The following is a 21,297-nucleotide window of genomic DNA, read 5'->3' on the forward strand; positions in this document are numbered from 1 at the left end:
TCGGCACCCAAAGACCAGCGGACGAAATCGGCCTATATCTTCGGCGCGATCTGCCCCGAGCACGGCAAGGGCGCGGGGCTGGTGCTGCCCTTCTGCAATACCCAAACCATGACGCTCCATCTGGCCGAGATAGCGCTCGCCATCGCCCCCGGCGCTCACGCTGTCGTACTGATGGATCAGGCCGGTTGGCATATGACCGGCAAGCTGGATGTGCCCAGCAATATCAGCATCATTGCGCTCCCGGCCAAATGCCCTGAACTCAACCCGGTCGAGAATATCTGGCAGTTCATGCGCGACAACTGGCTATCCAATCGGGTGTTTACCTCCCACGACAATATCGTTGACCACTGCTGCGAGGCGTGGAACAAGCTCGTCGATCAGCCTTGGCGCATTATGACCATCGGGCACCGCAAATGGGCCCGTGGGTCATGATCATTGCAGGTTGGTATAAGCGATCAATCCTGGATCGGTTATTTGTATCGGCACTACCCTACATTTAGGTCAACAAATAGTCGGATTGAGCCCCTATACTCAACTGATAACCAATTCATGGTCTCGGTGCGAAACTCAATTAAAGTTGCTATCCTTTGTCCGCGGAACCCAATCTTCAGCCATTGACGAGGCACTTTAGCGATGAGTGTGTACTTAGAAGACTTCCACCGCACGAGTGGAGGAAAGTGCCTAAATCTTGCCGGTCAGTTCCGGCACCGCATCAAACAGATCAGCCACGAGCCCGATATCCGCAACCTGGAAGATCGGCGCGTCTTCGTCCTTGTTGATCGCGACGATGATCTTGCTGTCCTTCATGCCGGCGAGATGCTGGATCGCGCCGGAGATGCCGATCGCGATATAGACTTCCGGCGCGACGATCTTGCCGGTCTGGCCGACCTGATAGTCGTTGGGGACATAGCCCGCATCGACCGCAGCACGGCTGGCGCCGATGCCGGCGCCGAGCTTGTCGGCGAGCGGCGTGATGACTTCCTCGAACTTCTCGGATGAGCCCAGAGCGCGGCCGCCGGAGACGATGATCTTGGCGCTGGTCAGTTCGGGCCGTTCGGACTTGGCGATTTCCTCGCTGACGAAGCTGGACAGGCCGGATTCGCTTGCGCCGCTGACGGCTTCGATGCTGGCCGAGCCGCCTTCGGTTTCGGCCTTGTCAAAGGCGGTGCCGCGGACGGTGATGACCTTCTTGGCGTCGCTCGTCGTGACCGTGGCAATCGCGTTGCCGGCGTAGATCGGCCGGGTGAACGTGTCTTCGCTTTCGACCGAGAGAATGTCGCTGATCTGCATGACGTCGAGCAGGGCGGCGACGCGCGGGGCGATATTCTTGCCGGTGGTGGTGGCGGGCGCGAGGAAGGCGTCGTGCGTTTCCATCAGGCTGGCGATCAAGGGCGCAGCATTTTCCGCCAGCTGGTTGGCCAGGGCGGGGTCGTCGGCGACATGGACGGTGGCGACGCCGGCGACCTTGGACACCTGTTCGCCGACGCTGGCGCAGCCGGAGCCGATCACCAGCGCGTGGACTTCACCGAGCTGCGAGGCAGCGGTGACCACCGCCAGGGTGGCGTCCTTCATGGACTTGTTGTCATGTTCTACCAAAACTAGAGTTTTCATGGTTTAACTCCTTAAAATTCGTTCAATCCGTCCGCTTCGAGCGTCGTCGAGAAATGTGTCTCGACTGCGCTCGACACGAACGGCAGGGCCTTAGATGGCTCCCACGGCTTTGAGTTTCGCGACCAGCGCATCGACATCCTCGACCTTTTCACCGGCCTGGCGAACCGGCGGTTCGGAGACATTGGTGGTGGTCAGGCGCTTGGTGATGTCGACACCGTAATCGGCCGGCGTCTTCTCATCCATCGGCTTTTTCTTCGCCTTCATGATGTTCGGCAGCGAGGCGTAGCGCGGTTCGTTGAGGCGGAGGTCCGTGGTGACCACGGCGGGCAGGTTCAGCTTGACCGTCTGCAGGCCGCCGTCGATCTCGCGCTTGACGGTGATCGAGTCGCTATCGAGCTCGACGGTATTGGCGAACGTGCCCTGGCCCCAGCCGAGCAAGGCGGCGAGCATCTGGCCGGTCTGGTTGGAATCGTCATCGATCGCCTGCTTGCCGGTGATCACCAGCTTGGGCTGTTCTTCCTCGACGATCTTGGCGAGGATCTTGGCGACCGCGAGCGGCTCGACTTCCTCGTCGGTGACCACCAGGATCGCGCGGTCGGCGCCCATGGCGAGCGCGGTGCGCAGCGTTTCCTGGGCCTTCTGCGGGCCAACGGATACGGCGATGATTTCTTCCGCCTTGCCCGCCTCTTTCAGGCGAATCGCTTCCTCGACGGAAATCTCGTCAAAGGGGTTCATCGACATTTTGACATTGGCGAGATCGACGCCACTGCCGTCGAACTTGACCCGCGGTTTCACGTTATAATCTATCACCCGCTTGACGGGCACCAGGATTTTCATTGCTGTTTCCTTCTTCTAATTTCTCAAGCGTCTTAGCTTACGTTCACGTAAACGTGAAAATCTCGTGCTGCGGGGCAGCCTTTTTATATTCTGATGCAAGGTTCGTCTCCACTGGTGCTGAGCTGGTCGAAGTACGATCCTGCGCTCTCTATCACCCTAACATGTCGCATCTACAGCGCTTAGGCTAGCTAGACGGAGCTGATTTCAATAAGGCGCTTTTGCACATTTTACTGGATCAGTTGCCATTGAACCCGGAATGCAGGAAGTGGATTTATCAGCCGCTAGTGTTTTTGGTGTTAATGCAATGCGCAAACGATCGCCGATTTGCTGGCCAAGTCCGCAGCACTGTGCGGGCTTCTGATGGATATCTGCTTGACGAGGGCGACTTTTTAATACTCCCGGAACCCCGGGGCAGCGTAGGTCTATGCCTTTCCTGGCCGGCTCAAGGAGCCGTACCCCTAAGTTTCGGATGCGCAAGCGGCTATCATACGGTTCGACTTCCGTAACATTACAAGGAATCCTGCTAGGTGACCGCCAATCTCGATTCGCAAGACTTGCCTCGGTCGACACCGGTGCTCGATATCGATAACACACCATTCTGGATGGGCGGTGGCAACGGTCGACTGATGATTCACCGCTGCCAAGCTTGCGGCTATCGGGTTCACCCGCCGACAACGTTCTGCCCGGCATGTGAAAGTCGTTCGGTTTTTTTCCGAGGCAGTATCCGGCCGCGGGACGATTGTCAGTATGACCGTCAACCACAAGCAGTGGCTGCCAGGTCTGAAGGTCCCATACGTGGTTGCGCTAGTGGCAATCGAGGAACAGCATGACATACGTCTTATTGCAAACATTCAGGGCGTGCCAGTTGAAAACGTGTTCATCGGTCAGGAGGTGGAGGTGTTCTTCGAGCAGACCGCCGACGTGTGGGTTCCGCTGTTCCGACCATCTGAATCGTGAGTAGGGACTATCCCGAGAAAAACGTCGCCATAACCGGGATCGGCCAATCCCGGATCAGCCGTGGACCGCAAACAAGTTCCGCGCTGTCCCTGACCATCGACGCTGTGGTAAATGCGATCACGGATGCTGGCCTGACGCGCGCCGATATCGACGGCATGGCATGCTGGCCGGGAGACCGGGGCGACAACGGCGGGATGGGTCCTGTCGGCATCCCGCAACTCCAGGATGCAATGCGTATCCACGTCGATTGGTATTCCAATTGCAGTGAGACCGCAGGTCAATTTGGCGCGATTTTCAACGCGATCGGCGCGATCTCGGCTGGCTATTGCCGTCACGTGCTGATCTGGCGGATCATGTACCAAGCCACTGCGCGCAAGGCCGGGTTGACCAACGCTAGCTTCCAACCGGGAGAAAAGGTCGAGGGCTATACCGCATGGTATTCTCCCTACCATGCCTACACTGCGGCCGTGCAGCAGGCGCTCTACTTCGCCCGATATGTGCATGAATCGGGCATCCGAGAAGAGCAGATTGCGCAGATCGCGATCAATCAGCGCCGCAATGCTTCGCTCAATCCGGCCGCAGTCTATCGTCAGCCGATCACACTCGATGATTACCTCGGTTCGCCGATCATTTCATCGCCGCTGCGGTTGTACGATTGCGACGTGCCGATCGACGGTGCCACAGCCATCGTGATTTCACGTCTCGATTTTGCGCGGGACATGCCCAATCCAGTGTTGCAGATCGACGCGGTCGGGACATCGATGAGGTATCGAAACAGCTGGGTTCAGCTCGATGATCATGCGCTCGCCACGCAGGCGCAACCGCGAGTCGCAGAAATGATGTGGAACCGCACTGACCTCAAGCCCAAAGATGTTGACGTCGCCGAGCTCTACGACGGCTTCAGCTTCCACACTATCAATTGGCTGGAAAGCTTTGGCTTTTGCAAGCGCAACGAGGCCGGCGAGTTTATCGGCGACGGCAAGCGTATCGCACTTGAAGGCGAACTTCCGCTCAACACAAATGGCGGGGCGCTCTCCGCCGGACGGATGCATGCATATGGCCAGGTGCATGAGGCTTGCGTGCAGCTGTGGGGACGAGGAGAGGCTCGACAAGTCCCCGACCAGCCCAGAGTCGCGGCACTTTCCACAGCGGGTGGTCCGCTGGCTGGCGCCTTTTTGCTGGTGCGCACGTAAGTGACAAGGCCATTCGACGCGCAAGGAACTACATTGTTCCCTAAAGAGAAGACAGTGTCATACAACGAAGTCTATTTAGGGTCAGGACCTATTAAAGGGATTCCCAGCGCGGTATTTTTGTGATGCAATGTCGGCATCAAAGGAGGTGCTGTCATGGATGTTCCATTTTTGCTGACCAAAGCGCAGATGCGCCGGATAGAGCCGTATTTTCCGTTATCGCACGGGGTTCCCAGAGTTGATGACCGGTGGATACTAAGCGGGATCATCTTTGTCATCCAGGGTGGTCTGCGCTGGCGCGATGCCCCCGCTGCTTATGGTCCGCACAAAACGATCTATAATCGCTTTATCCGGGTGTGTTCAACAAAATATTCTCTGCTCTGGCTGCTACTAGCGATGCCGATGACGTGCTGATGATCGATGCCACACATCTCAAAGCGCATCGTACCGCTGCCAGCCTTTTAAAAAAGGGACTATTTCCAGATATATCGGACGTACCAAGGGCGGCCTGAACAGCAAACTCCATGCCGTGTGTGACGGGGTAGGCAGGCCGCTGGTCCTGTGTTTAAGCGAAGGCCAGATGAGCGATCATAGCGGTGCAAAGCTCACATATCCCGCGCTGCCGGAACATGCCACCTGCATGCTTGGGGACATGCCCTACGAATTGGGGGGTGCGCTCGACGCGCTTGCCGAGCTCGATTCGCGCGTCAAGGATATGCCCGAATATCGTCGTCTGAAAGACTTACTCGAATACCCATAGCGACAATTGGGATCGCCAAGGGTTCCAGTAGATATGATCACAGTTAAGGTTTTTATTCAGAGCAGCTCACGTGCCGTCGGCGATACACGCTTGCCGGTTGATGTTGGCTTCAACCGATTACGGCGTCCAATCGCGTCAAATTTTTGGTCCATCCTTTGTCGTTCGATGTGAGGACGAACCATTTATGCTAGCTGGACGGGTTTGTAACGGTGCGGTATGTTCAGTGGCGGAGCGAAGTGGAAAACAATGTTCGGGTATGGAAATGCCAAAAATATTTCGCCGCTATTGTCACCATTTATCGCTCGGTTCAATGTCCACTTGGCCGGGTGGTGGCTTTCTGGGTTCAGGATTTTCCGTTTTTGCCTGATCAGCGGCGGCTTCCGTCGCAGGCTTATCCTCACCTGACCGCAAAACTTGACCCAGCTCGCTATGATGCACAGCATAGTCAGTCCGCATTTTCGTTTGCAGCGCCATTCGTTGCTCCTTGGTCATCTGCGGCAAGCCTTCGACCACACCAAAAGGAAATTGGAGTGGCACTGCGCCCTTGGTCACGCCCCTGATATGAGCCGCAAAACTGCCCTTGGGCTGGCGTTCTATCAGACCGGCATCACAATAGAGCATGGGTGCCATACTGCGCGCGTCCTTCGCTGATACGCCCCCTGCGAATTTAATGCTGGTGTTTGCAGCAAATGCTTCCTGCAATTTGGGATCAAGCTGGCCGAGGAATTGATGGGCCAGAACCATGCCGACGTTAAATTTGCGCGCCTGCGCCAAGATAATCCCAATATTTCGGTCAAAATAATCCTGCGCCTCATCGACATAGACCATGGTTGGCATGCGCTTATGTTCGGGCAAAGTCGCCCGCTCCTGCGCGGACTGCGCGATCAGCGCGATAAAGAAACGCCCAAAAATTTGCGTACCCTGTTCTTTCAATAAATCCTTGGCGGTGTTGATCAGTATCACCCGGCCTGCATTCATCTCAGAATAGAGATCAATCTTTGATCGGGGATGCGAGAACATGCGTTCAAAGGTCTGGTTTTCCAAGATGCCCCACAAACGCCTGAGCACTTGCTGCTTGGTTTGGACAAATTCTTTGCCTGCAAACTCGGTATCAAAGAACCGGCGCGCTGATCCGGTAAGCTTGGCAATGTCGCTCGCAAATTTCTTCTCTGCTCCCGGCTCCATCAATTCGCGCAAGGTGTGAATGGTGGCATCGGGAATATGGAGCATGAGCCGGGTCACATAACGAAAGATGACATTTTGTTTCTGGGTCATCCCCGCATCAAGCAATGTGCCCAGGACAAAATCATAAAGTTCCAAAATGCTGTTGGTCAGCCGTTCGCGCTCCAACGGGTCGTAATCTTTCAAACGCTCGACGCCGACATCAAACATGTTGAGCGATACAGGATATTCAACATCGGTCGGATCGATGATGGTGATTTTGTCGTGCAATGGCCCTTCCGGTCCAAATATTTCCAGATTGGAAATATTCTTGATCAAATCGCCCTGGCTATCGATGACAATGACCGTGCGGTTGCCTTCCATCACGGCCTGTAAATCTTGAGCGATCAAATATTGCAGCGTCTGTGTTTTGCCGTGACCGGTACCGGCAACCAGATGATGATGCTCGAAACGCGATTTTGTAGGAATGGTGAAATCGATGGTCTGGTCGAACATATCGAACAGCGGCGTTCCGTCCAAATAGGCGGTCACCAATTGCGCCGGGTCTTTAGCATCATATTGGCTGGGCAGCTTTGGCATCCGGCTATAGCTTTTTGGATCATCGGGATTGCCGCCGGATGCACGTATGATATTGCGATTGAGGTTGCGGGCATGTCGGGGAAACATATCGATTTCCATCAAATCTTCGTCATTGAGCACAGCTAGCAGATGCTCGACGGTTTCACCGATATTGGGGTTACTGTGCAAAAGATGTGACGCAACGGTAATGCCGTCCGGTTCTTCTGCTATTGGAGCATCTTCAAAATTGTCGTAGATCGGGCTTAGCCATTGAAACAGCGCTTCGCGCAACATTTCATAAGTCCGGTCAAAATTCTTCATAAACTTTTTTTGCCGCGCCAGATAATCGCGAATCTCCCAATATTGGGATATCGAGCGCCGCTCTGACCAATCCACATCTGGCAGCAGAAACAAGTCTTCAAAGTCCATGATGCGCATGATGGTTTTATACATCGCCAAATGCCGGTCACCGACATTGGGCAGTTCAAAAACGCCAGTCAGGTCTATCAACAATGCATAGGCGGCCCATTGCCGTCCAAAGGGTAGGAGCAAGCCTCGCGCCGCAAGCATGGCCCCAACTTCATCAAACAGCTCGCGCGCCTCCACCGCATCGCTTGATTTGAACAAGCCATGGGTGAAGGCATGCAGCCGTGGTCCGAGATGCAAAGGCACTTAAAGGCTCTGGATTAACTGTTTGGCTTGTTCTTTGGGCAAGGGCTCAATATCGATGGTTTCCATGCCGTCCCAATGTTTGCAGCTTTCCAATACTTGTCTGAGCAATCCGGTCATGCCTTCAAGTTCGGCTTCCTGTTTTGCCAAATCGATGACGCCGTCACACTTGAAGTTCCGGCCATGGAGCAAATCTTTGACCATGATCACATCGCGCTTTTCGTTGATCCACCAATAGCCGAAACCGCCAGCGGCAATCAGGCCAATAAATACACCGACTTGCATGTTCGCCATTATGGAAACTGCCAGCGTAACCACCAGCCAAATGCCTGCGCTCATTATTGCGGTTTGTTTGAAGAGGCCTTCCTGAAATTCACCGGTCAAAACGGCATTGTGGAATTGGTATTTATCAATGAGCTTTTGCTCTTCTTCCTCCGGTTCGATTTGGCACCAGAGCTTGAAAGCGATTCGACCAATGCTCTTTTGAGATTGTTCTCTCTTCAGTAGCAATTTCATTCGTTTTCCCCCTGTTTAGAAAACGACCCGTATTTTTTCTTTTACATTGAATGCAAAAACAATCGCTCGTCAAGAGGGGGACGAAATGAAGGAGCTTACTTTGGGTTGGGAAGAATGGTGCTGGGTGGGTTGGGATTCAGAATAATGCGGACTATTATTCTGAAGTCACGTCAGCTTGTTTGTCGATATTATACAGCTATGCGCTGCGATGGATTGCTATGAATGGGGACACAGAAAACCGGAACATGGGGATAGAGGAACACTCCAGTGTATCCCCATCGAATGGAGCTCAGAAGCCACGGGCTATTGCCGTTGAAAGCAAAAAAGGGTGACTGAATTATGCACATCCAGCCACCCACTCCATTACTGGAGTGTCGGTCAGGTCATTCGCGGTTTGCCAGCTTTAACTGAAGCCAGTCCAATATTTCAGCCTCGACCCATCCCACCCTGTTAGGACCAAGTTGTACCCGCTTGGGGAACTTGTTGGCCTTTTCCAGTCTGGCAATGTGTTGTGGTGAATATAGAACCATCTCCTTAAGCTGACGCTTGCTAAGTATCCTCATCACGATGTCTCCAAGATAGAGAGCATCATGATGCTCAAGGTTACGACAATACCCCGAGGCGAATGTAGACTAGCAGGAAGGTAGAGTTATGAAAATGTCAGAATCATTGTTGAACATACTAGCCCACAACAGCAGCTTTGATATGGTGGGCCAAATGGTGGTCCAGAAATATGGATACGGAAAACATCCTATTTTTTCATGATGATAAGAAAAATATTGGTGCGGACGGCGGGACTCGAACCCGCACACCCATTTCGGATAGCAGATTTTAAGTCTGCTGCGTCTACCATTTCGCCACGTCCGCACCGGCAGTTCCGACCAAGGGTCGGATCCTAGCGACAAGCATTATTGCGCGGGTGCGGTCAAGTGCGCAGTCGCGAAAGATCAGAATATTTCGGAGGCTAGTCCTTGTTCAGGCGCTCTCGGATTTCCTTGCCGGGCTTGAAATAGGGCACCCGCTTGGCGGGCACTTCAACCGATTCCCCTGTTCGCGGATTGCGGCCGACGCGCGGTTTTCGTTGCCGGGTCGAAAAAGCTCCGAAACCGCGCAGTTCCACCCGTCCGCCTTCCGCCAGTTTCTGGCTGATCTGGTTAAAAAACAGGTCAACGATTTTCTCGATTTCGTCCGGTTTGAGTTCCGGATTCTCTCCAGCGAGCTTTTCTATTAGTTCAGAACGTATCATTGATGCGCCTTTCCGATTTCCAGCTAAACCGGTGAATTCCCCTGACAGTCCATCCGGGAACCTAATGGTCTGAAATCTTTCAGACTTTGTTAGATGCCAGAAATTGCGTCTATTTTCAATGGTCTTGGCAGTTTTGTAGAAAACTGATGTGAAATGGGACATGGTCAAGAAAAAGCCCGCCCCCGAAGAAGGGACGGGCTTTTCTGCAATTCAATCCTGTGAGAAGAACTATTCTTCTTTCTTCTTCAGGGCAGCGCCGAGGATATCACCCAGGCTGGCACCGGAATCGGTCGAACCGAACTGTTCCACAGCCTGCTTCTCTTCCGCCAGCTGATGCGCCTTGATCGAGAAATTCGGCTTCTTCGAACGGTCGAAGCCGGTGATCATGGCATCGAGCTTCTGGCCGACCTGGAAACGGTCCGGACGCTGCTCGTCGCGGTCGCGGCCGAGATCGTTGCGCTTGATGAAGCCGGTTGCGCCATCGTCGCCCATCTGGACTTCGAGGCCGCCATCGCGGACTTCGAGAACGGTGACGGTCGCAACCGAACCCTTCTTGAGGCCGCCGGTATCGGCACCGCCCATGGCGGGCGCGCCTTTTTCGAGCTGCTTCATGCCAAGCGAGATGCGTTCCTTCTCGACGTCGATGTCGAGAACGATCGCCTTGACCTGCTCACCCTTGTGGTGGAGGTTGAGCGCGTCTTCGCCGGAAATGCCCCATGCGATGTCGGACATGTGAACCATGCCGTCAACGTCGCCTTCAAGGCCGATGAACAGACCGAATTCGGTCGCATTCTTGACTTCGCCTTCAACCGTGCTGCCAACTGGGTGGGTATCGGCAAAGTCGGTCCACGGGTTGGACTGAGCCTGCTTGAGGCCCAGCGAGATGCGACGCTTTTCGGTGTCGACCTCGAGAACGATGACTTCCACTTCCTGCGAGGTGGAGACGATCTTGCCAGGGTGGACGTTCTTCTTGGTCCAGCTCATTTCCGAAACATGGACAAGGCCTTCGATGCCTGGTTCCAGTTCGACAAATGCGCCATATTCGGTGATGTTGGTGACCGAACCGGTAAGCTTGGTGCCAACGCCGTATTTTTCGGTTGCGCTGTCCCATGGATCGCTCTCGAGCTGCTTCATGCCGAGCGAGATACGCTGGGTGTCCTTGTTGATCTTGATGATCTGGACCTTCAGCGTGTCGCCGATGTTGATCATTTCGTTCGGGTGATTGACCCGCTTGTAGGAAAGATCGGTAACGTGCAGCAGGCCGTCGATGCCGCCAAGGTCAACGAACGCACCATAATCGGTGATGTTCTTGACCACGCCTTCGGTAACCTGACCTTCGGCCAGGCTCTCGATGAGGCCCGAACGCTGTTCGGCGCGGGTTTCTTCGAGGATCGCGCGACGCGAGACCACGATATTGCCGCGCTTGCGATCCATCTTGAGGATCTGGAAAGGCTGCGCGATATCCATCAGCGGAGCGACATCGCGAACCGGACGGACGTCGACCTGGCTGCCGGGCAGGAAGGCGACGGCGCCGTCGAGGTCAACGGTGAAGCCACCCTTAACGCGGCCGAAGATCACGCCTTCGACGCGATTGCCTTCGTCATATTCCTTCTCAAGCTTGTCCCAACTCGCTTCGCGGCGGGCGCGATCGCGGGACAGCATGGCTTCGCCATTCACATTTTCGATGCGGTCAACAAAGACTTCAACTTCGTCGCCTACGGAAATATCGGCTTTCTGACCGGGAGCGGCGAATTCGCGCAGCGCTACACGGCCTTCGGATTTCAATCCCACATCGATGACAGCCATGTCATTTTCGATGCCGGTTACGGTGCCCTTGACGACGCGGCCTTCAAAGCCCTGGTCTTCGCCACCGAGTGATTCGTTTAACATTGCCGCGAAATCGTCGCGGGTTGGAAATGCCGTTGAGGCCATATGGTTCAATCCTTGATAGTCAATTTTTCTGGCCAGGCGGTTGGTTCCGCCGGTCTTGGACCAAAATTGCCGCGGCCACCTCATGCGACCGCCGCATCCTTCAGAAAACCGCCAATATCGAGTGGATGCAAGGCTGAGCACGAACAGCAAAAGCTGCGCCAAAGCCGAGCCGGTTTCTGACCAGCCCGTCTAGCGCATCATTTGTCTGCTATGCCGGATCTTTGTCGCGCCGGCCGCTTATCTTCGCATCCACCAGGGCAATTGCCTGCTGAATGGCGGCGTCTATAGTCAAATTGGTGGTGTCAAGCAAGTAGGCATCTTCTGCCGGCCTGAGCGGTGCGGTGGCCCGGCTCTGGTCGCGCTCGTCGCGTCGCAATATGTCGGCCAGGATATCGTCGAAGCGGACCTGTTCGCCGCGCCGCTTCATTTCCTCGTATCGCCGGACCGCGCGGGCATCCGCCGAGGCCGTCACGAACAGCTTCACATCGGCATCCGGTGCGATGACGGTACCGATGTCGCGGCCATCGAGGACCGCACCGGCCGGCTGATAGGCAAAATCCTTCTGCCGCTTGTCCAGCGCGCGCCGGACGGCCGGGTGGACCGATACCCGGCTGGCCAGGCCGCCGACCACTTCGCTGCGCAGGCCCGGATTGTCGAGCAGGGCTCCGGGAAAATCGCAGGCGGCGAGCGCATCCGCCGGGTTGTCGGCGTCGCCGCCCTGTTCACCCAGCGTCCATCCGACCGCGCGGTAGAGCAGGCCGGTATCGAGGAAGGGCAGGGCGAAATGCCGCGCCAGTTGCTTGGAAATCGTTCCCTTGCCCGAGGCAGTGGGTCCGTCGACGGCGATGATCATGATATTTGGTCCGCCCGGTTGCGCCACGCCTTGATCAGACCGCCCACGGCGATGATGATCCAGACGATCTCTAGCAGCAGCGATGCCAGATTGAAATGGACCAGCAGCGAAAGGGTGAGAAGCAGCGCGCCAAGCAGGTTGGTTCCGTTATAGACAAACGCATTCACCGTCCGGCCGTAGACATTATAGGCATAGGCGGAGACGATCAGGATGCTGCCCGCGATGCCAATGACATTGGCTGAAAAACCGTCGATCATCGTGACGCGAGGCTCGCGAGAAGATTGTCAAAGCCGGGAAAGCTGGTTTCGACCGGCTTGATGTCATCGATCGACAGCCCCGACCGGGTCGCCAGCCCGGCAACGGCGAAACTCATCGCGATCCGGTGGTCCAGCGCGGTCTCGATCACCGCTTTGCCGCGCCCGCCCGAGAGCGCTGCGCCGCCGCTGCCCTCGATCACCAGTCCGTCGTCCTTCTCGGTCAGCACGACGCCGAGCAGGCTCAGGCCCTTCGCCATCTGCGACAGCCGGTCGGATTCCTTGACTCGCAGCTCGTGCAGGCCCGACGTCGTTGTCTGCCCGCTGGCGAGAGCGGCGGCGACGAACAATATCGGAAATTCGTCGATCATGCTGGGCGCGATATCGGCCGGCACGTCGACGCCCACGAGGGCGCTGTGCCGAACCTGTATGTCCGCCACCGGTTCCCCGCCGACCGTGCGCCGCTTCAGAAAACTGATATCGCCGCCCATCTCCTGCAATATTCCAAACAGTCCGGATCGGGTGGGATTGATGCCGATATTCTCGATGATGATATCCGATCCGGGCACGATCAGCGCCGCGACCACAAGGAAGGCCGCGGACGATGGGTCGCCCGGCACCTTGATCCGTTGCGGCTGGAGTTCCGCTTCGCCGGTCAGGGATATCACCCGGCTGCCCTCGGCATCGGTTTCGACCATGATCCGGGCGCCGAATCCCCGCAGCATGGTCTCGGAGTGATCGCGCGTCAGCACCGGTTCGATAATGCGGGTGATGCCCGGCGTGTTGAGCCCCGCCAGCAGAATCGCTGACTTGACCTGGGCAGAAGCGACCGGCAGCCGATATTCAAGAGGAATGGCCGGACAAATGCCGCGCACCGTCAGCGGCAGACAGGATTTGTGGTCGGCGGTCTCCCGGGCCTGAATATCGGCACCCATCGCGGACAGCGGCTCGATCACCCGGCCCATGGGGCGTTTGGTCAGGCTGGCATCGCCAACAAAGGTGGCGCTGATGGCGTGCGATGCGATCAGCCCCATCAGCAATCGGGTCGATGTGCCGCTGTTGCCCATGTCCAGGGCCTGATCCGGTTGCATGAGGCCGCCAACGCCAACCCCGTGAACGGTCCAGACATCGTCGTTCTTCTCAATCCTCGCGCCCATGGCGCGCAGCGCATCAGCGGTGGCGAGCACATCTTCGCCCTCGAGCAGGCCGGTAATGCGGCTCCTGCCAACGGCCAGAGCAGAGAAGATCAATGCCCGGTGGGAAATCGACTTGTCTCCGGGAACCGAAATCTGCCCGGCAAGCGGGCCGCACGGTTTGAACATTGCGGGCTTAGGTGAGGTGCTGATCATGACAAAACTTTGATTGTGGTAGGCACGAATGATTCGTGCAGGAAATTCAAACGGCTTTTGACAGCGCCGCAAAGCTATGGCAAGGCGCGCCGGATTTCGCGGCTGATTTGAGAAAGTCTTGAATCGCCGCCGAGCGGACTTACCTATCAACGAACTGATTTAGACAGGATTTGGATACCAGCCATGGTTAAACCGGAATGGGGCACAAAACGCACATGCCCGAAATGTGGAACGCGCTTTTACGATCTCGGCCGGGAAGATCCGGCAACCTGCGTTGAATGCGGGGAAAGCTTTGTGCCGGAAGCCGTGCTGAAGTCCAAGCAGCCCATGCCGTTTGAATCCGCGCCGAAGAAGGACGCCAAGAAGGATGCGGACTCGGTGGATGATGATGATCTGGACATCAACATCGACGATGACGAACCGTCCCCGGACAACGAAGTTGATCTGGGCGGAGATGATGATCTGGGTGTCTCCAAGGGCAAAGGCGATGACGATCCGGCAGATACCTGATTTTTGATTTGCTTAATGGAGGGCGTCTGGACTAAAGGCGCTCTTCAATTGGGGCCTTAGCTCAGCTGGGAGAGCGCTTCGCTGGCAGCGAAGAGGTCAGCGGTTCGATCCCGCTAGGCTCCACCAATTTTTCGGAAGATAGCCCGTCCGGGGGACGGGCGACCGAGAAATTCCCGAGCGCAAGCGACGGGCCCGAAGCGGGCGGAACTCGCAATCTGTTTTCAACAAATTTGTGAGCCAGCTCTTGTCCATGCCCAAACCCCCTTCCCAGCATGACGCAATAATTCTCGGCGCAGGCGGCGCCGGGCTGATGTGTGCCGCCGTTGCCGGGCAGCGGGGGCGCAAGGTCCTGTTGATCGATCATGCAGACGAGCCAGGCAAGAAAATCCTGATCTCCGGCGGCGGCCGCTGCAACTTCACCAATATCGGCACGGTGCCGGACCGCTATCTGTCGCAGAATCGGCATTTCGCGAAATCGGCCCTGAGTCGCTACGCCGCCGCGGATTTCATCGCGCTGGTCGACCGCCATGGCATCGCCTGGCACGAAAAAACGCTGGGCCAGCTGTTCTGCGACGGATCCGCCCGGCAGATTGTCGCGATGCTGATGGCAGAATGTCCCGCCGATTCGGTGAGTCTGTCGCTCGGCAAGGCGATTACCGCTGTCAGCCACGCAGATGGTCGCTACCGGGTGGAATATGGCGGCGAGACCGCTTTCGCCCCTTCGCTGGTGGTGGCCACGGGCGGGCCGTCCATCCCGAAAATGGGCGCCACAGGATTTGCCTATGATCTGGCCCGTCAGTTCGGATTGAAGATTGTCGAGCCGAGGCCGGCTCTGGTCCCGCTGACCCTGGGCGGGGAGGAAACCCTGTTCCGGTCGCTGTCCGGCGTTGCCGCACCGGTGGTCGCGCGGTGTGGAAAAACCGCTTTTCGGGAAGCCGCGCTGTTCACCCACAAGGGCTTGTCGGGACCCGCGATCCTGCAGATATCCTCCTACTGGCAGCATGGCCAAACGGTTGAAATCGATTTCCTCCCCGATCTGCCAGACGCGTGGCTTTCGCAGGCAAAGCGACAATTGCCCAAGCTGTCGCTGAAAAAAGCCATCAACGCCCATTTGCCTGCCCGTCTGGCCGAGACGCTGCTCGAACGCATCGCGCTGGAAGGCGAACTGGGCAATCTGACCGACAAGAAGCTGGATGACGTCGCGCGGCGCCTGTCGCGCTGGTGCTTCATGCCCAATGGTACCGAAGGGTTTGCCAAGGCGGAAGTCACCGCCGGCGGGGTCAGCACGGCCGAATTATCCTCCAAAAATATGGAAGCTAGGCAAGTGCCCGATTTCTATGCTATTGGCGAGGCTGTTGATGTCACCGGCTGGCTCGGTGGCTATAATTTTCAATGGGCTTGGGCGAGTGGCCATGCTGCCGGTAAGGCAATATGATCCCCAGCGCAGGCCCCTTAATAAAAACAACATCATCTTCATAAACCGCAGGCGACTGGCATTTCCGCGCGGCTTTCACTTTTGCCACGGAATCAGACATTATGCCTTTCTCGAAAATTTCACCGCTTCTCGCCGAGGCGCTCACCGCGCGCGAATATGACAAGCCGACCCCCGTTCAGGCCGCCGTTCTGGAACCGGAAGCGGAAGGCCGCGACCTGATCGTTTCGGCGCAGACCGGTTCCGGCAAGACCGTCGCTTTCGGTCTGGCAATGGCTCCGCAATTGCTCGATGACAATGGGCGCTTCCCGTTTCTGGTTGAGCCGCTGGCGCTGGTTATCGCGCCGACTCGCGAACTCGCCCTGCAGGTGAGCCGGGAACTGACCTGGCTCTATCAGCCTGCCGGTGCCCAGATCGCGACTTGCGTCGGCGGTATGGATGCATCGAAAGAGCGACGCGCTCTCCGGCATGGCGCACATGTCATCGTCGGCACACCTGGCCGGCTTCGCGACCATCTCGAGCGCGGCGCGCTTGACCTGAAAAACCTTCGCGCGGCGGTGCTGGATGAAGCGGATGAAATGCTCGACATGGGATTCCGCGAAGATCTGGAAGAAATTCTCGACGCCACCGGCGAACAGCGCCGGACCCTGATGTTTTCGGCGACCATCCCGAAACCGATCATCAATCTGGCAAAGCGCTACCAGAATGATGCGCTGCGCATTTCCACGGTTGGCGAAGATCGCGGTCATGGCGATATCGCCTATCAGGCAATCACCGTAGCGCCTGCCGACACCGAAAATGCGGTGGTCAATCTGTTGCGCTTCCACGAAGCCGAATCGGCGATGCTGTTCTGCGGCACCCGTGAAGCGGTGCGCCGCCTGCACACCAGCCTGGTTGATCGCGGCTTCAGCGCAGTGGCGCTGTCCGGCGAACATACGCAGAGCGAGCGCAATCAGGCGATGCAGGCCCTGCGCAGCAAGCGCGCACGCGTCTGTGTCGCGACCGATGTCGCGGCCCGCGGTCTCGACCTGCCGACCCTTAGCCTCGTCGTGCATGTCGACATGCCGCGTGATGCCGAAACCCTGCAGCACCGGTCCGGACGGACCGGCCGCGCTGGCAAGAAGGGTACGGCGGTCATCATCGTTCCCTACCAGCGGCGCAAGCGGGTCGAATCGATGCTGCGCGGCGCGAATATCAATGCCGAATGGAAGGATGCGCCGACGCGCGCCGACATTCGCAAGAATGATGCCGAGCGGCTGATCGAGACGCTGCTGCAACCGGTCGAGATCGACGAGGATGACATGGCGCTGGCGAAACGCCTGATGGCGGAAAAGACGCCGGAAGAAATCGCCGCGATGCTGGTGCAGTCGCACCGTGCGAAAATGCCGGCTCCGGAACAGATGCTGGATCGGGGTGCGCAGTCGCAGGCCGCGCCCGGTGGTCCGCGCCCGGGCTTTGAAGATACGGTCTGGTTCAAGATGAACGTCGGCCACAACCAGCGTGCCGATGCCCGCTGGCTGTTGCCGGTATTGTGCCGCCGCGGCCATATTACCAAGAATGAAATTGGCGCGATCCGGATCAACGGCGACGATACGCTGTTCGAAATACCGCGCCGGGTGGTCGACAAGTTCACTGCCGCGATCGCGGAAAAGCGGGAAGCGGGGGGAGACGATACCGACGACATCACGATCACCCAGTTTGAAGGCAAGCCGCGCGACGAAGCCAAGCGCAACCGCAAGAGCGGCCGCGGCGACAATGCGGCAGGCAAGCGCGACTATAGCAACGCCAGCAAGAAATTCGGCGGCAAGAAATTTGGCAAGAACAAATTCGGCGAGAAGAAATTCGGTGACAAGCCGGGTGGCGACAAGCCCTATCAGAAGCGCAAGCCGGACGGCGAGGGCGGATCGGGCGCGGGCGCTCCAAAGCGGGAGTTTGGTGACGGCTTCAAGAAGAAATCGGACTTCAAGGGCGATCGCAAGCCGGGTGGCAAAGGCAATTTTGCCGGTGGCAACAAGAAGCCACATCGCGGCAAGCGTCCTTTTGAAGGGTCAAGGCCGGGTGGCCCAAAAGCCGACTGAGACCAGTGATGACCAGCGCCATCACCATTCTTGTTGATGCCGACGCCTGCCCGGTGAAGGACGAGATCTACCGGGTGGCGGAACGCCACGAGGTGGCCGTGGTGATCGTCAGCAACAGTCCGATCCGGGTTCCCGATCACCCGCTTTTCAGCCGGGTGGTAGTCAGCGACGCGTTCGACGCCGCCGATGACCATATCGCCGAGCGGACCGGGCGCGACACGGTCGTCGTCACTTCGGATATATTGCTGGCGGATCGGTGCGTGAAGGCCGGTGCGGCGGTGGTTGCCCCCAACGGAAAGCCGTTTACCCCGGACTCGATCGGTGCGGCTGTTGCAACGCGAGCGATCATGGCCGACTTGCGCGCTGGCATGGGAACCGAGAATATCGGCGGGCCGCCGCCCTTTTCCAAGAGCGACCGTTCCCGTTTCCTGTCTTCCCTAGATGAAATCCTGGTGCGGCTGAAACGCGCTGGCTAGTTTATCGTTACCTGAAAGGTCAGCGCAAAGCTGCTGACCGGTGCCAGGGCCGCAGCGGTTGCGGTGATGATCGATCCGGCAAGAGATGCACCATAAGGATCACTCTCGTCTGCCCCCGAGGCATTGTCGTCCTCTACCGATGCCGCAGAACCGCAATTGCTGCCGCTTCTCATCGAGCCGGGAACATAGGTGAAGGGACCGGCAAGATTGTCGGTAGCCGCAACGGCATTGGCGGTGGCCGACCCGCTGTTGTTGATCAGGATGCAATATTGCACGACGGCCCCGGGGATGCGCTTGGGATTGGTGGTGCCATTCACGGGATCGCTCAGGATCGAGCTGATCTTGGTAACGCTCAGGGTTGTCGACGGACGGCAGAATGTGAAGTCGTGGATCGACATCGCCTGGTTGCCCGAGGCCGTGGGTGTCGTGGGCAAATGGTTGCCATATATGACGGTTACCGAATCCACCGGCGAGGTGAAGGTCACGACGACATTGCCAAACGGGTCCGTAGCGCCCGACGCGCCGTCCCCGATCACGCTGTTGCCGCTGACATAATTGGCGGTGTTGTTCGACAGCGTCGGCAGCACCGTCGCTCCGTTGTAGGTGCCGGTTACGGTTACCTTGTCGGTGAACTGGCTGGCGGCAAAGTCGATATCGAAAATCTTGAACTGGAGACCGGGAACGGCGGTCGGCAAGGTCAGCGTCGTGCTGGAGACATGGGTCTCGTTGCCGTTGTTCATGTAGAAATAGAGCGCCTGGGTGCCGGCAGGACCGCCGCCGCTGTTGTCGGTCGTGATCGAAGGCGTGCCGTTGGTAAATCCGCTCGGCGGCGGCGTGACCGCAAAGACGATATTGCCGAGGCCGGGCACGGAGTAGCTGTTGCCAAGCGCCGCGGCCGGTGACCATGTCGTCGGCGCGGCCCAGCTAAAATTGATCTGATTGGTAATGGAACAGACCGTGGTCAGCGGCGGCACGTAACCTGGCAGTCGACCGCCTGCGGTAAAGCTGACGGTGGCATAGTCATCTTCGCCGGTGACCCCGTTGTTCGGGGTGGAATCAAAGTCATATGCGGAAGAACTTCGAATTTGGGCATTGTTGGTGATTGTACCGGACGTCGCGGTGATCGTGACATTCAATTCGATCGTAACCGTCTGACCGGGCGCAATCGCGGTTCCGAGTGTCCAGATTCCGCCGCTGAACGTGCCGGTACCCGAAGTGCTGGTAAGCGTCACGCCGGCAGGCAGCGTGTCGCTGACCGTGACGCCGGTGGCCGTCAATGTTGATGCGGCGGCATTGGTAACCGACAAGGTGTATTTTCCGGTATTCGAAGAGGTTGCGCCGAAGCTCTTGCTCAAGGAAAGGTCGGCAAAGGGCGGCAGCTGGGTCACATATAAATCTGCGCGCCGGAATGACCCGACATCGACGCCTTGCTGGTCGCAGATCCGCAAGGTCCAGGTGCCTTGCGCATTTTCCCCGTCAAAGGCCGACAGGCTGGCCTGCGGAATTTTGGTGCTGTTGTAGACGGGAGTCAGCGGATCGTTCGACGTGTGCGATGCAATGGTTCCGCCACTGGCTTCGTCGTCAAACCGGACATTCAGATTGTCTGCGGCGCCCCCTAGGAAATCCATCAGCGTGACGACGGTTCCGGTTGGCGAGGTTAGCGTGATCCTGAGGTCGCGGCGATAGGTGTGGTCGAGCAATATGCCGATATCGACATCCCCCACCAGATAGCTTGTTCCGACGCTGAAGGTGCGGTTTACCGTGGCAGGGCAGGCATTGTCGGGAATCGCGATGGTGCTGCTGTTGGAATAGGTGGTGACGGTTTGGGCGTCCGCCGTTTCAATCGGCAACAGCGCGGCGATGCATAGACACAGCCATCCCGCAAGGAATGTGTGAAACGTCCGTCGGATCTGGCCCCCGAAAGATTTCCCCAAAATCATCCGCCATGTCTATGCAAGTTTGGCTAATTAATGGTTAATAACCGCCAAGCACGGGTATCATTTTACAACTATTTCAATATGTTCATGCCTTCGAAATTGGCAATATCGAACTATGCCGCAGGCGGCTCGACCGGATTCCAGTCGCCGCGGCCTGCCATCCACAGGCTGATCGCGGCGATCGCCGCGGTGTCGGCGCGCAATATTCGGGGGCCGAGTGATACGGGGACGGACTGGGGCAGGGCGCGGATCAAGTCATTTTCGCCGTCGGAGAAACCGCCTTCCGGGCCGATCAGGATCGCGGCCGGACCGGCATGGGCGACCAGGGCCTTGCGGAAACTGCCCTCTCCGGACGCATGGATGCGCTCGTCGGCAAAGAACAGATGCCGGTCCGCTGGCCATTGCTCGAGCATCGTCGCCAGTTTCGTCAGCGGATCGAGCGACGGAAGCGCGGTCCTTTCGCACTGTTCCGCCGCCTCGACGATGTGGGCGTGCAATTTTTCCGGCCTTATGCCGGGACCCTGGGTGCGCTCGGTCTGCACCGGCAGGATACGGTCGACGCCCAGCTCGGTGGCCTTTTCGACGATCCAGTTGAAACGGTCCTTCTTGATCGGTGCGGTGCACAGCCACAGGTCGGGGACATTTTCCCGGCCGCGGGTCTTGCCGTCGATCGCAAGCATCATTTCGCGCTTGCCCAGGGCGCTCACGTGGGCCAGATATTCTCCGCTGCGGTCATCGAACAGCTTGACCGGATCGCCCTGTTTGATCCGCATCACCTTGAGTAGATAATGGGCATGGCTGCCTTCAAGCCGGATTTCGGCGCCGTCGGCCAGTTCGGCATCGACGAACAGGCGCGGGGCGCTGTGCGGAGGATAGGCAGGGGTAGCGGGCATGTGCGTGGTGTAGCGCGGGGTTGGGTTCTCGTCATGCTGAATTTACTTCAGCATCTC

The 21,297-nt window shown here is 57.6% G+C and carries 22 protein-coding genes and 2 tRNA genes; 11 read left to right on the forward strand and 13 right to left on the reverse strand.

Annotated features, from left to right (window positions below; genetic code table 11):
• A partial coding sequence (locus tag V7650_RS13150) for a transposase (protein WP_335656695.1) occupies positions 1–432 on the forward strand: 432 nt, incomplete at its 5' end.
• Between the two features lie 249 nt (positions 433–681).
• Here V7650_RS13150 and V7650_RS13155 read toward each other — a convergent pair.
• On the reverse strand, positions 682–1,611 hold the full coding sequence (locus V7650_RS13155) for an electron transfer flavoprotein subunit alpha/FixB family protein (protein ID WP_335656696.1): 930 nt from the start codon (positions 1,609–1,611) through the stop codon (positions 682–684).
• Between the two features lie 90 nt (positions 1,612–1,701).
• The gene (locus tag V7650_RS13160; RefSeq protein ID WP_335656697.1) at positions 1,702–2,448 is read right to left on the reverse strand and encodes an electron transfer flavoprotein subunit beta/FixA family protein; all 747 of its coding nucleotides are present in this window, start codon (positions 2,446–2,448) and stop codon (positions 1,702–1,704) included.
• Between the two features lie 626 nt (positions 2,449–3,074).
• Between V7650_RS13160 and V7650_RS18235 the strand changes: the two genes are divergently transcribed.
• The 5 genes from V7650_RS18235 to V7650_RS13180 all read left to right on the forward strand — a co-directional run bounded on the left by V7650_RS18235 (position 3,075) and on the right by V7650_RS13180 (position 5,355).
• Complete coding sequence (locus V7650_RS18235; protein ID WP_442955300.1) at positions 3,075–3,278, forward strand: zinc ribbon domain-containing protein; 204 nt, start codon at positions 3,075–3,077, stop codon at positions 3,276–3,278.
• Positions 3,196–3,405 (forward strand): Zn-ribbon domain-containing OB-fold protein, encoded by a 210-nt coding sequence (locus V7650_RS13165; RefSeq protein ID WP_335656698.1) that lies wholly within the window; start codon positions 3,196–3,198, stop codon positions 3,403–3,405. The genes V7650_RS18235 and V7650_RS13165 overlap by 83 nt, the downstream gene beginning before the upstream one ends.
• Before the next feature lie 104 nt (positions 3,406–3,509).
• On the forward strand, positions 3,510–4,598 hold the full coding sequence (locus tag V7650_RS13170; protein WP_335656699.1) for a thiolase family protein: 1,089 nt from the start codon (positions 3,510–3,512) through the stop codon (positions 4,596–4,598).
• Positions 4,599–4,751: 153 nt separating this feature from the next.
• Positions 4,752–5,009 (forward strand): transposase, encoded by a 258-nt coding sequence (locus V7650_RS18240; protein WP_442955296.1) that lies wholly within the window; start codon positions 4,752–4,754, stop codon positions 5,007–5,009.
• A gap of 166 nt (positions 5,010–5,175) precedes the next feature.
• Entirely contained in the window at positions 5,176–5,355 is a 180-nt protein-coding gene (locus V7650_RS13180; RefSeq protein WP_335656854.1) for a hypothetical protein, read from the forward strand.
• Between the two features lie 288 nt (positions 5,356–5,643).
• On the opposite strand, the gene V7650_RS13185 is transcribed toward V7650_RS13180, so the two are convergent.
• The 9 genes from V7650_RS13185 to aroA form a co-directional block, all read right to left on the reverse strand.
• Positions 5,644–7,767 (reverse strand): hypothetical protein, encoded by a 2,124-nt coding sequence (locus V7650_RS13185; RefSeq protein ID WP_335656700.1) that lies wholly within the window; start codon positions 7,765–7,767, stop codon positions 5,644–5,646.
• Positions 7,768–8,280 (reverse strand): hypothetical protein, encoded by a 513-nt coding sequence (locus V7650_RS13190; RefSeq protein ID WP_335656701.1) that lies wholly within the window; start codon positions 8,278–8,280, stop codon positions 7,768–7,770.
• 383 nt (positions 8,281–8,663) lie between these two features.
• Positions 8,664–8,843, reverse strand: a complete 180-nt coding sequence (locus V7650_RS18245; protein ID WP_442955301.1) for a helix-turn-helix transcriptional regulator — start codon at positions 8,841–8,843, stop codon at positions 8,664–8,666.
• A 217-nt stretch (positions 8,844–9,060) separates the two neighbouring features.
• Positions 9,061–9,147, reverse strand: a tRNA-Leu gene (locus tag V7650_RS13195).
• A 97-nt stretch (positions 9,148–9,244) separates the two neighbouring features.
• Entirely contained in the window at positions 9,245–9,526 is a 282-nt protein-coding gene (locus V7650_RS13200; protein WP_335656843.1) for an integration host factor subunit beta, read from the reverse strand.
• Between the two features lie 228 nt (positions 9,527–9,754).
• Entirely contained in the window at positions 9,755–11,458 is a 1,704-nt protein-coding gene (rpsA, locus tag V7650_RS13205; RefSeq protein ID WP_335656702.1) for a 30S ribosomal protein S1, read from the reverse strand.
• A gap of 208 nt (positions 11,459–11,666) precedes the next feature.
• Positions 11,667–12,311 (reverse strand): (d)CMP kinase, encoded by a 645-nt coding sequence (locus tag V7650_RS13210; RefSeq protein WP_335656703.1) that lies wholly within the window; start codon positions 12,309–12,311, stop codon positions 11,667–11,669.
• Positions 12,308–12,568, reverse strand: coding sequence for a CBU_0592 family membrane protein (locus V7650_RS13215; RefSeq protein WP_335656704.1), 261 nt, complete (start codon positions 12,566–12,568; stop codon positions 12,308–12,310). The genes V7650_RS13210 and V7650_RS13215 overlap by 4 nt, the downstream gene beginning before the upstream one ends.
• Entirely contained in the window at positions 12,565–13,887 is a 1,323-nt protein-coding gene (aroA, locus tag V7650_RS13220) for a 3-phosphoshikimate 1-carboxyvinyltransferase (protein WP_335656705.1), read from the reverse strand. Before aroA ends, V7650_RS13215 begins: the two co-directional genes overlap by 4 nt.
• Before the next feature lie 210 nt (positions 13,888–14,097).
• Between aroA and V7650_RS13225 the strand changes: the two genes are divergently transcribed.
• From V7650_RS13225 to V7650_RS13245, 5 genes are all read left to right on the forward strand, one after another.
• Positions 14,098–14,424 (forward strand): TIGR02300 family protein, encoded by a 327-nt coding sequence (locus V7650_RS13225; RefSeq protein WP_335656706.1) that lies wholly within the window; start codon positions 14,098–14,100, stop codon positions 14,422–14,424.
• Between the two features lie 50 nt (positions 14,425–14,474).
• Positions 14,475–14,550, forward strand: a tRNA-Ala gene (locus V7650_RS13230).
• Positions 14,551–14,674: 124 nt separating this feature from the next.
• A complete protein-coding gene (locus V7650_RS13235) occupies positions 14,675–15,859 on the forward strand; it encodes an NAD(P)/FAD-dependent oxidoreductase (protein ID WP_335656707.1) in 1,185 nt (394 codons plus the stop codon).
• Positions 15,860–15,960: 101 nt separating this feature from the next.
• Entirely contained in the window at positions 15,961–17,934 is a 1,974-nt protein-coding gene (locus tag V7650_RS13240; protein WP_335656708.1) for a DEAD/DEAH box helicase, read from the forward strand.
• Between the two features lie 20 nt (positions 17,935–17,954).
• Positions 17,955–18,410, forward strand: a complete 456-nt coding sequence (locus V7650_RS13245; RefSeq protein WP_335656844.1) for a YaiI/YqxD family protein — start codon at positions 17,955–17,957, stop codon at positions 18,408–18,410.
• On the opposite strand, the gene V7650_RS13250 is transcribed toward V7650_RS13245, so the two are convergent.
• Together V7650_RS13250 and V7650_RS13255 are read right to left on the reverse strand one after the other, a co-directional pair.
• Entirely contained in the window at positions 18,407–20,260 is a 1,854-nt protein-coding gene (locus tag V7650_RS13250) for a proprotein convertase P-domain-containing protein (protein ID WP_335656709.1), read from the reverse strand. The two genes, V7650_RS13245 and V7650_RS13250, sit on opposite strands and share 4 nt — an antisense overlap.
• 200 nt (positions 20,261–20,460) lie before the next feature.
• Positions 20,461–21,240 (reverse strand): 16S rRNA (uracil(1498)-N(3))-methyltransferase, encoded by a 780-nt coding sequence (locus V7650_RS13255; protein WP_335656710.1) that lies wholly within the window; start codon positions 21,238–21,240, stop codon positions 20,461–20,463.
• Positions 21,241–21,297 lie beyond the last annotated feature (57 nt).

Source organism: Parasphingorhabdus sp. (assembly GCF_036964565.1).
Taxonomy (GTDB): domain Bacteria; phylum Pseudomonadota; class Alphaproteobacteria; order Sphingomonadales; family Sphingomonadaceae; genus Parasphingorhabdus.

Bases quoted from the DNA above. Each gene is read 5' to 3' on its own strand.
- aroA (WP_335656705.1), bottom strand. From the start codon at position 13,887: ATGTTCAAACCGTGCGGCCCGCTTGCCGGGCAGATTTCGGTTCCCGGA.
- V7650_RS18240 (WP_442955296.1), top strand. From the start codon at position 4,752: ATGGATGTTCCATTTTTGCTGACCAAAGCGCAGATGCGCCGGATAGAG.
- V7650_RS13225 (WP_335656706.1), top strand. From the start codon at position 14,098: ATGGTTAAACCGGAATGGGGCACAAAACGCACATGCCCGAAATGTGGA.
- V7650_RS13200 (WP_335656843.1), bottom strand. From the start codon at position 9,526: ATGATACGTTCTGAACTAATAGAAAAGCTCGCTGGAGAGAATCCGGAA.
- V7650_RS18235 (WP_442955300.1), top strand. From the start codon at position 3,075: ATGATTCACCGCTGCCAAGCTTGCGGCTATCGGGTTCACCCGCCGACA.
- V7650_RS13160 (WP_335656697.1), bottom strand. From the start codon at position 2,448: ATGAAAATCCTGGTGCCCGTCAAGCGGGTGATAGATTATAACGTGAAA.
- V7650_RS13215 (WP_335656704.1), bottom strand. From the start codon at position 12,568: ATGATCGACGGTTTTTCAGCCAATGTCATTGGCATCGCGGGCAGCATC.
- V7650_RS13255 (WP_335656710.1), bottom strand. From the start codon at position 21,240: ATGCCCGCTACCCCTGCCTATCCTCCGCACAGCGCCCCGCGCCTGTTC.
- V7650_RS18245 (WP_442955301.1), bottom strand. From the start codon at position 8,843: ATGAGGATACTTAGCAAGCGTCAGCTTAAGGAGATGGTTCTATATTCA.
- V7650_RS13190 (WP_335656701.1), bottom strand. From the start codon at position 8,280: ATGAAATTGCTACTGAAGAGAGAACAATCTCAAAAGAGCATTGGTCGA.
- V7650_RS13155 (WP_335656696.1), bottom strand. From the start codon at position 1,611: ATGAAAACTCTAGTTTTGGTAGAACATGACAACAAGTCCATGAAGGAC.
- V7650_RS13210 (WP_335656703.1), bottom strand. From the start codon at position 12,311: ATGATCATCGCCGTCGACGGACCCACTGCCTCGGGCAAGGGAACGATT.
- V7650_RS13180 (WP_335656854.1), top strand. From the start codon at position 5,176: ATGAGCGATCATAGCGGTGCAAAGCTCACATATCCCGCGCTGCCGGAA.
- V7650_RS13240 (WP_335656708.1), top strand. From the start codon at position 15,961: ATGCCTTTCTCGAAAATTTCACCGCTTCTCGCCGAGGCGCTCACCGCG.
- V7650_RS13165 (WP_335656698.1), top strand. From the start codon at position 3,196: ATGACCGTCAACCACAAGCAGTGGCTGCCAGGTCTGAAGGTCCCATAC.
- V7650_RS13235 (WP_335656707.1), top strand. From the start codon at position 14,675: ATGCCCAAACCCCCTTCCCAGCATGACGCAATAATTCTCGGCGCAGGC.
- rpsA (WP_335656702.1), bottom strand. From the start codon at position 11,458: ATGGCCTCAACGGCATTTCCAACCCGCGACGATTTCGCGGCAATGTTA.